General features: G+C 51.7%; 6 protein-coding genes and 1 pseudogene. All 7 read left to right on the top strand.

The features are described from left to right. Positions 1-612: pseudogene (locus WC7_RS06050) on the top strand (hypothetical protein); the annotation flags it as partial. Beyond that, positions 602-2536 carry a T6SS effector phospholipase Tle3 domain-containing protein gene (locus WC7_RS06055; protein ID WP_016154471.1) on the top strand — a complete coding sequence of 645 codons (1935 nt, stop codon included), beginning with the start codon at positions 602-604 and terminating at the stop codon, positions 2534-2536. The pseudogene WC7_RS06050 and the gene WC7_RS06055, both read left to right, overlap by 11 nt. Positions 2537-2626: 90 nt before the next feature. Continuing rightward, complete coding sequence (locus WC7_RS06060) at positions 2627-2890, top strand: PAAR domain-containing protein (protein ID WP_016154470.1); 264 nt, start codon at positions 2627-2629, stop codon at positions 2888-2890. Further along, positions 2890-4116 (top strand): hypothetical protein, encoded by a 1227-nt coding sequence (locus tag WC7_RS06065; RefSeq protein ID WP_016154469.1) that lies wholly within the window; start codon positions 2890-2892, stop codon positions 4114-4116. Before WC7_RS06060 ends, WC7_RS06065 begins: the two co-directional genes overlap by 1 nt. Beyond that, positions 4116-4319: a hypothetical protein gene (locus WC7_RS26445; protein WP_016154468.1), complete on the top strand. Its 204-nt coding sequence runs from the start codon at positions 4116-4118 to the stop codon at positions 4317-4319. Before WC7_RS06065 ends, WC7_RS26445 begins: the two co-directional genes overlap by 1 nt. A 5-nt stretch (positions 4320-4324) precedes the next feature. Further along, complete coding sequence (locus WC7_RS06070; protein WP_016154467.1) at positions 4325-7729, top strand: ImcF-related family protein; 3405 nt, start codon at positions 4325-4327, stop codon at positions 7727-7729. Continuing rightward, positions 7729-9330, top strand: coding sequence for a type VI secretion system protein TssA (tssA, locus tag WC7_RS06075; RefSeq protein ID WP_016154466.1), 1602 nt, complete (start codon positions 7729-7731; stop codon positions 9328-9330). Before WC7_RS06070 ends, tssA begins: the two co-directional genes overlap by 1 nt. Positions 9331-9372: the final 42 nt, after the last annotated feature.

Genomic DNA, 9372 nt, shown 5'->3' with positions numbered 1-9372 from the left:
TATTGTGGTAGCGGAAGGTCAGAAAGAGGTTGTCCTGTGTTTTTCTTCTTTTCAGCAGATCATGGAAAAACCTTTATCTATAAAATTATAGCTGAGGAGTACAACACCCCTGAGCGATTCAGTAAGCTTAAAGTGGTAGTGGCGAATGATGGGGTTTACTTAAGAGATGAGTCTCAAACAGAGAGTGTATATTCTCACCCTGTAGGTCTTCGCGATCTTCATTCAGTGAATAAATTAAGATTTTCAGATGGAAGCTTAATAAGCGTTTATGACGACTGGCAAAAAAAAGTTGATGAGTTAGTAAAAGAAGAATTGATAAGAAAAAAAATTCCTTATGCAAACGAGTATGGACCGAGGTTTAATATATTCGACTATATCAGAACATTAACACCACCGAAAACTCATGAGGAAAGTAATTTGATGGCAAATGAACTGTCAGATATTCAAATCAGGATTGAAGATGAGGTTTATAGCAATAGGATTAAATTTCCAATTCTTTTAACTCAGGGCTTAGATAGTAAATATCAGTGTAATAAAAGCATTAAAGCTAAAACCATCACGTATACCAATGTGTCAAGTGGGAAAAAGGTGGTGGTGAAAAATGAACAGTAATTCTGAACCCATCCGGGAACTTGAATGTAAATTTGATGATAATGGGCATCCCTCCTGGCGCTCATTCCCGTCTCATAAAAATTGCCAGATTAGAGGCGGGTGTGATTTGCCGCCGCACTTACCAGGTATAATTATACTTGTACATGGCGTCAATTCGACAGGTGAGTGGTTTTCAATTGCGGAGGATAAACTTTGCGAAGGTCTGAATAAGAGGCTTGGATTAACCGGGACATCATACGAACTGAAAACCAATAAGTATCTTTCTGATGATAAAATAGATGCTGAACCTCTCATAGAAAGAGTTCTGCCTGCACCTAAGAAGCAAAAATCACCAGTTATTCGTTTTTACTGGGGATATTCTTCATCGAAAGGTAATGAAGATCAATATGTTATACCGTTAGCCAATAGGAAAGGTGTTGATTATCATCAGTTGAAAATGCAAGGTGTTTCTCATGAAAGCATTATTGCTCAGGGGCCATTTTTCTGGGGCGGGGGGCCATTCCAGAACGGTACAAATAATCTGCACTCTTTATGGAGTGAGAAAGGATTTAAAGAGAGCGTTGCCGGTATTAAGATACAATGGTTTAATGAAGATAAAGACCGCCTGTTAACCAATGCCCCGCCGCGAAAATATTATGCCCATGCGGCCAAACGTCTTGCAGACCTGGTTGACAGTATTCGTAAAAAATATCCCAAAGATACGGTGACCATTGTTTCTCACAGTCAGGGAACCATGGTCGCAATGGCTGCCGTAGCAATTGCTGAACAAGCACCTGATGCATTATTTGTACTTAACTCCCCCTATGCACTGGATCACAACGATCTCAATGGTGCGTCGCTTCCTGCAGAGGAATGTATCTCACCTAAAGGGAGGCAAAGTACATTGTCTGCCATTGTTGATAAGGTCGCTTCCAGAAAAAATCATTTGTCATCACTGGGCTATGAAGGGCTTTGTGTCGGACAAACGGCAGATAAAAAAAACTGGCGACCTGATGTCACTCTTGCTGATGAAAATGGTACCAGTCTTACCGAACGCGATAATCACGGGCGCACTTATATCTACTTTTGTCCTCATGACCGTGTTATGGGATCACGGCCGCTACGCTCAATTGGCTGGCAGGGATTACCCAATGATTCTCAGGGGCAGCCTCATCCTCTGCTGAAAAAGCATCAGGGAAATATATTTCAGCGGATGCTGGCTCGCAGTACTCCATGTGGCGAAGCTCCAAATCCCGTGACGCCTTTTGCAAAATTGCCGGACGGAAAACCTTTCTGGGATGATAAAGGCGACCAGTATCAAAGCAGTAGTTTCACCTATCCGGATCCTCCAGAATGGCAAACGGTTTTTATTAATGCCGAAAAAGTACCTGAGCCATTATCAGCGGCCACATTGGCTAATTTTGATGGGTCCCGAGTTGGAGCTGAACATGATGCCAGTCAAAAAGATGGCTGGGGAGAGATTAACCCGAAGAACAATCAAAAAAAAGACAATACCTATGACAATTACATCAATCTATATCCTAATCAGGATATTGTGATTGGCTTTAAGAATTTGGGGACACAATCAGAGCCTCGACTGGTACCCGTGACTCGCAAAGAAACATTTGAAGAGAAAGATGCTCGCCTGAGAACCTACGTTTCCCAGCCCACGGACCATAGTACTTTGCCAATGCGTGCTGATTTCATGTCGCAGGTGGTAGCTTATGATTTGCCGATTGGGTATTGCGATGCAACCTGGGATAAGGAATTTATGGCTGATTTACGGCGAAAAGCTGACTGGGTACAGGGGGAGGATCCCTATCTCTTTAGTGGAATACCTGACAAAGTGCCAGAGCCTGATTTAATTAGCCGGGATACTGTTGGTGATGAGTTTAATACAGAGCAACGTAAGTTACCCGCTTACAGAGTTGTAAATAAGGCATAAATATATTTAAGCTGACTTTAAGTCTCGGTGAGTTTTCTAAAATTAAGCACTATGGAGTCAGGTGTTTAATTATAATTAAAGGAATAGAAAGTGGGTAAATTTGCAGTTGTTTTAGGGGATGTCACTACACATGGTGGTAAAGTCACATCAGCCTCATCCAGTTTTGATATATCCGGTAAAAATGCCGCACTCTTAAATGATACCGTCACCTGCCCTGAGCATGGCATAAATAAAATTATTGAGTGCGATATTTCTGCCTATGAAGAAAACGGGCGTGGAATTGTTCTACATGGCTGTAAAACGCAGTGTGGTGCAAGCGTCATCGCAAGCTTGCAGGATATGGAGGTTGGCTGATGGGATGGTCTCTGCCGGAGGTGCCTGAAAAAGCGCAGGCAACGGCCTGGTCGCCCTGGGTCTGTCTTTTGATTATCGTATTAGGCCTTTTCATTGGCCTAATTGTTGCTGTGCTGAAATTACCGACGACAGGGTTGCCTTCGTTGAGCAGTGGGTACTGGTTACCACTGACTATCCGGACATTTACAGGCATTTCGGCAGCTATCGCTGTCTATAGTTTCTGGTGGGAAACGCTCGCAATTCGAGTCTGGAACTGGAATGAGTGGTGCCGGAGTATGCGTCTGAAATGGCGCTTACGCGCGCATCAGCATCTCGTCATTCTTAGCCATGTTTTCATCACTGCCAATACGAACCTGTTGTCTCGTCTTGCACATACACAGGCAGGGGATAGCGCGGACCCGCCACCTTTAACGTTGTTGTCGGACGCCCCTATTACGCCCGGCATTTCACGTTTTGAGCAGCTACTTCGTCATCTCATCGCTCAGATAAGTCCTTCGATTCAGCGACGATATCCTTCCGGCCCACTCCAGATTATTGTTCAGACCAATGGTAGCGACAAAGATCGTGAATCTCAGTCATTCCATCGCATCTGGTCAGTAGGTCTCACACCTTGGAATGTCGACGTTCATTTTCAGGATGCAGATTCATCCTTTGGTGACTGGAATCAGTTTGTAGGGTCAACAAAGCGGCCCGTACTGGTACTGGCAATGCACTATCGGCTTCCCGATGATGTTCTACCTGAATTTGCCAGCGCGTTGTTTATGATTCATCCGTCGATGCTAAATCAGGGTGAAGGAAAAAATGCGTTACGGATTTTCCGGGCGATGCCGCTCAACACCCGTACGCTTGCAACGGAACTCAGTGAATTACGGGATATGGCCCTCACGCCTGCCAGCAAGAAACACCTTGTCTGGCACAGTGGGCTGTCAGATGCGCCACGGCAGTCAGTGAATAGGGTGCTGAATGATCTGCCGGTTCCTCTGTACGATAGCATTGGAACTGGTGGTGTCATTGACTTTGACACCGCATGTGTCTGGTATGGCGGCCTTGCTGGCTGGGCAATGATTGGCGCTGCGGCTGAGATGGCTGCTTATGGCCCAGCCAGTCAGTGGCTACTTCTCGAAGGCGAGGAAGATGCCTGGGCAGTGACGATCGGAAACAACGCCCCCGAAGTCGGGTCTGATCATTCGTTATTCAGCCACCCTTCCCCGGAGGATCTGTTCTGATGGCATTACTGCTCAATGCCGGGCTGTACAGCCTCATGATCCGCTATTTCCCTTCAACGGCATTCTCCTGGTCAGGGATCACTCTTCTTCTGCTGTCACTGATAGTGATATTGCCCGGGTTGGCTATTTTGCTGAGGCGAATTACAGCTCGTCTCCAGCGCCCGGAATTTATCAGGGTTGCACGACACTCCGTAAAGGAATAACCGGCATGAAAAAGATTTCAAAGCCACTGGGGGCTGGGCTACTCATCGTGGCAGTCCTGCTGTTGATACTCTTTATTTTTGCACAGACAACGCAGTTGCCCTCTGATAGTGGTGACGATAATTTCTGGTATGTGATGGCTGGTTTCATCATCCTGACTGCCACATTATGCACCTTGGTATTTTTTACGTGGTCCAGGCAACAAAATCCCTCTCCCGTTACGCCTGATGGTGAAAATAATCACAAAGAAGAAAGAACGTCGGATCAAAATGATTTTTCAGCACTGAACAAACATCTCAGAAGACGGTACTCGTTCTTCTGGCGTCATAAAGTCCGTCTGCTACTGGTCACTGGCGACGAAGCCGCTATCGAACAGCTGGTTCCCGGCCTGCAGGAAAGCCAATGGCTGGAAGGGAACTGCACGGTGCTGATTTATGGTGGCAGCCTGACCGCAGAGCACGACACAGAAAAATACGCTGCACTACGCAAATTACGCCGTGGACGCCCACTGGACGGGATTGTCCGGGTAATACCTCAGTCTTTTAACCTGACGCCACAGGTCAGTGACAACGATTTACGCGGGCTGGAAAAAATCAGCGAGCTGCTGCGTTATTCTGCCCCGGTCTGGCTATGGCAGTTATGCGACAGCAACTGGTCGCAGACAAAACGCCCTGAGCAGACTGTCGGGGCACGCTTTCCGCTGCGTGCAAAAGAAGACGATATTACCCGCCAGCTTGAAAGGATACTGCCGGAATTGCGGGCACAGGGTATTAGTCAGGTCGCTGAGAACAACGGTCACGACTTCCTGCTGCGCCTGGGCCAGCACCTCAAAGACGGCGGTATCGCCCGCTGGGCTCAGCAACTTGTGCCATGGCTGTCTGCCTCCCAGCAACGCGTTCCGCTGCGTGGCCTGATGTTCAGCCTGTCGGGAAGTCAGTCGCCTGAAAACGCAGTTGCTTATACCGATGCGGAGAATTATGTCCCGGAATCACAGCGCCATGCGCTGACTCTGCCAGCGACCTGGCAGGGTATCGTTGACGACTGCCCCCGTGTACGTGGCCGCCGTGTCGGGATGGCGTGGGAACAAACGCTTGCCTGGATACTGATGATCATTATCGGGGTCTGGGGGGGCGGGACGCTGCTTTCGTTTTCACTGAACTACGGGCAAATCTCTTCTGTCGCGACAAAAGCACGCAACCTGGTGGAACATCCTTCCGTATCGGATTACCAGCTGACGACACTGCATGAACTGCGTAACGATGCGGGTCGTTTACAGCATCACATTCAGAATGGCGCACCTTTGTATCAGCGCTTTGGCCTTGATCATAGCCAACATCTGCTGAGCGCGATGCTGCCGTGGTACGGTGTCGCGAATAATCGCCTGATTCGCGATCCGGCCAATGCCGCTCTGACGGAAAAACTGACCGCGCTGATCAACTCTGTGCCGAACAGCGATCGGCGTGCGCAGCTTGCTAAACCCGGTTATGACCAATTGAAGGCGTGGATGATGATGGCCCGGCCGGATAAAGCCGACGGCGCATTCTACGCGCAGACCCTGAAAACCGTGCAGCCAGCGCGGACGGGCATCTCTACCGGTCTGTGGCAAAGCCTGTCGCCGGATTTGTGGGCCTTCTATATCGCCACACTCCCAAAACAGCCACAGTGGAAAATCACGCCGGATGCGCAACTGGTCAGCCAGAGCCGCCAGGTGCTGTTGCAGCAAATCGGGCGTCGCAACGCGGAAAGTACGCTGTATGAAAACATGCTCAAATCGGTGCGCCGTAACTTTGCAGATGTATCTCTGGAGGACATGACCAGCGGTACTGATGCCCGCCGCCTGTTCACCACTGATGAAGTGGTACCAGGCATGTTTACCCGTCAGGCGTGGGAGGGCGGTATTCAGCAGGCGATAGAGAAAGCGGCTAACTCCCGTCGTGACGAGATTGACTGGGTGCTGAGCGACAGCCAGAAAGCGGTTTCCTCAGACCTGTCGCCGGAAGCCCTGAAAGCACGTCTGACGGAGCGTTACTTCACCGACTTTGCCGGCAGTTGGCTGAGCTTCCTTAACAGTCTGCGACTGAACTCCGCAAACAACATCGCCGATGTGACTGACCAGCTGACGCTGATGAGTGATGTGCGCCAGTCACCGCTGATTGCCCTGATGAACACTATCGCCTGGCAGGGGCAGACCGGCCAACAAAGCGAAGGGCTGTCCGACTCCATCATCAAGTCGGCCAAAGACCTGGTGGGCGGGAAGGATAAACCGGTGATAGACCAGGCGGCATCGGGCCCTCAGGGGCCGCTGGATGAGGCCTTTGGCCCGCTGCTTCAGCTTCTGGGCAAAAACAAGGGCAGCAACGTCATGTCGGCTGATAACACGCTGAGCCTGCAGACCTACCTGACCCGTATCACCCGTGTACGCCTTCGTCTGCAGCAGGTAGCCAGTGCTTCTGACCCGCAGGAGATGATGCAGACTCTCGCCCAGACCGTGTTTAAGGGCAAGAGCGTCGATCTGACCGACACCCAGCAATACGGTAGCCTTATTTCGGCAAGCCTTGGCGAAGAGTGGAGCAGTTTTGGCAGCACGATGTTCGTGTTGCCACTGACTCAGGCCTGGGAAACGGTGCTGCAGCCGTCGGCGGCGAGCCTGAATGATAAATGGAGCCGCGCCGTGGTGGCGAACTGGCACACGGCCTTTGACGGGCGCTTCCCGTTTGCGGTGAGTAAAAGTGATGCCTCTTTGCCGATGCTGGCTGAATTTGTGCGTAAGGACAGCGGACGTATAGAGCGCTTCCTGACGACAGAGCTCAACGGTGTGCTGCACAAAGAGGGTAGTCAGTGGGTACCGGATAAGGTCAACAGCCAGAGGTTGAACTTTAACCCGGCCTTCCTGCGGGCCATTAACCAACTGAGTCAACTGTCAGACATTCTGTTCACAGATGGCAGCCAGGGCATCAGCTTTGAACTGCAGGCGCGTCCTGTGCCGCAGGTGGTGGAAACCCAGTTGACCATTGATGGACAAAAGCTGCACTACTTCAACCAGATGGCCGACTGGCAAAGCTTCCGCTGGCCGGGAGATACCTACAAGCCGGGGACGATGCTGACCTGGACCACGGTCAATGCCGGTGCGCGTCTGTTCGGGGATTTCAGTGGGACCTGGGGCTTTATTCGCTGGCTGGACCAGGGCAAGCGCCAGCAGCTTGACCGCAGTCAGTGGATGATGAGTTTTACCGCCCCGGATGGTCGCACCCTGCAGTGGGTGCTGCGCTCACAACTCGGAAAAGGTCCGCTGGCGTTGCTGGAACTGCGTGGTTTCACGCTGCCGGATCAGATATTCAGTGTTGACAGCGAGGCCACCGCGCAGGCGCTGATGGCCAACACCAGAAACAATGACATGGAGGGGGGCGAATAATGAGCACACTGCAGAATCTGGTTGCCGCCTGTCAGGCTGACGAAACTCAGTTGCGGCAACAGGCGCAGGCACGCACGGAAAACTGGCAGCCCTGGCTTGCTCCGGTAAATGACACCAGTCCGACCGGAGAAGACCCCGGTTATGACGATGATTTTCAGCGTATCCGCGAGGAGGTCAATAAACTATCCGGCATCGATACCGGCCTGATTTGCACGCTTGCCGAAAAACTGCTGACCACCACAGCCAAAGATATCCGGATCGCCACCTACTACTGCTGGGCGCGTCTGCATCAGGACGGGGAGACCGGCTTTGCCGAAGGGCTTGAACTGCTGGCCAGATTGCTACAGCGCTATGGAACGCAGCTTCATCCTCAACGTGAGCGGAGCCGTAAACCGGCGCTGGAGTGGCTCGCAGGCTCCCGCGTTCTGGACAGCCTGTCACTCTGGCCGGAAGTAGTACGCGATGATGCACTGCGCACTGCCGGTGCGCTGCTGCTCATCCGCGACAGTCTGGAGCCAGAACCAGAAGCGTCACGGCCAGAGCTCAATGCACTATACAGTGCTCTGGAGTCTCGCCTGATGAAGGCCGGTGGCGTGGATGCTGTGGTACCGCAGAACGCTGGTAATAAGGCTCAGTCACAGAGCGCTACGCATACCATCGAGTCAGACACGCCGGTTTTGAGCCGCATCACCTCAGGTCAGGATTTGCTGGCCCAGGCCCGTACCCTGACCGGATATCTGCGTGAGCAGCCCGATGGCTGGCTCGCCGCACACCGGCTGATGAAAAGCCTGCGTCATGACACGCTGAGTGCTATTCCGGCACCAGATGCCGAAGGGAAAACGCGCATCGAACCGCCGCGCGCTGACCAGCGGGCCATGCTCAAACGCCTGTATCTGCAGCAGAGCTGGCTGGAAATACTGGAGCAGGCGGACAATACCTTCTCGCGTGGTGCCAATCACCTCTGGCTGGATTTGCAGTGGTATATCCACCAGGCACTGATAAAGTCAGGGCAGGATGTACTGGCCGATATCATCACTGCAGACCTGAAAGGGGTGCTGCGCCGCCTTACCGGGCTTGAAACTCTGGCCTTTAACGACGGGACGCCGTTTGCGGATGAAGTGACGCTGAACTGGATAAATCAGAGCGTACTGGACGATATGTCCGGCTGGCGGGATGAGCCGGTCAGTGCCGTCAGTGAGACGGACAACGATATTCTGGCCCTTGAGCCGGAAGCGTTGGAGAAAGCGGACACTGACGGTCTGGATGCCACACTACACTGGCTGCAGACCCGTCCGGGCTCCGACTCCACAAAAGACAAATGGCTGCTGCGCCTGCTGATGGCCCGTGTAGCCGAGCAGAAGGGCAAGAATGAACTGGCGTTGCATCTGCTGGGCGAGCTCGATGGTGCTGCGCAGTCCATCACCCTCACGCAGTGGACACCGGCGCTGTTGTTTGAAGTGAAATCGCGTCGCCTCAGACTGCTGCGTATGAAAGCTACACGCAGTGAAACCGATAAATCACGGCTTCAGCCCGAGATGGATTTGCTTCTGTCCGGTCTGATTGCGCTCGATCCGGCAGGCAGTGCAGTGCTTTGCGGGTAACACCACTTGGCATACCTTTAAAACACACATATTCAGGTTTTT

Origin of the sequence: Citrobacter sp. KTE151, assembly GCF_000398845.1 — a bacterium.
Classification (GTDB): domain Bacteria; phylum Pseudomonadota; class Gammaproteobacteria; order Enterobacterales; family Enterobacteriaceae; genus Citrobacter; species Citrobacter braakii.
Note: the sequence above shows the minus strand (reverse complement) of the source record. Positions and strands in the feature narration are given on the sequence as shown.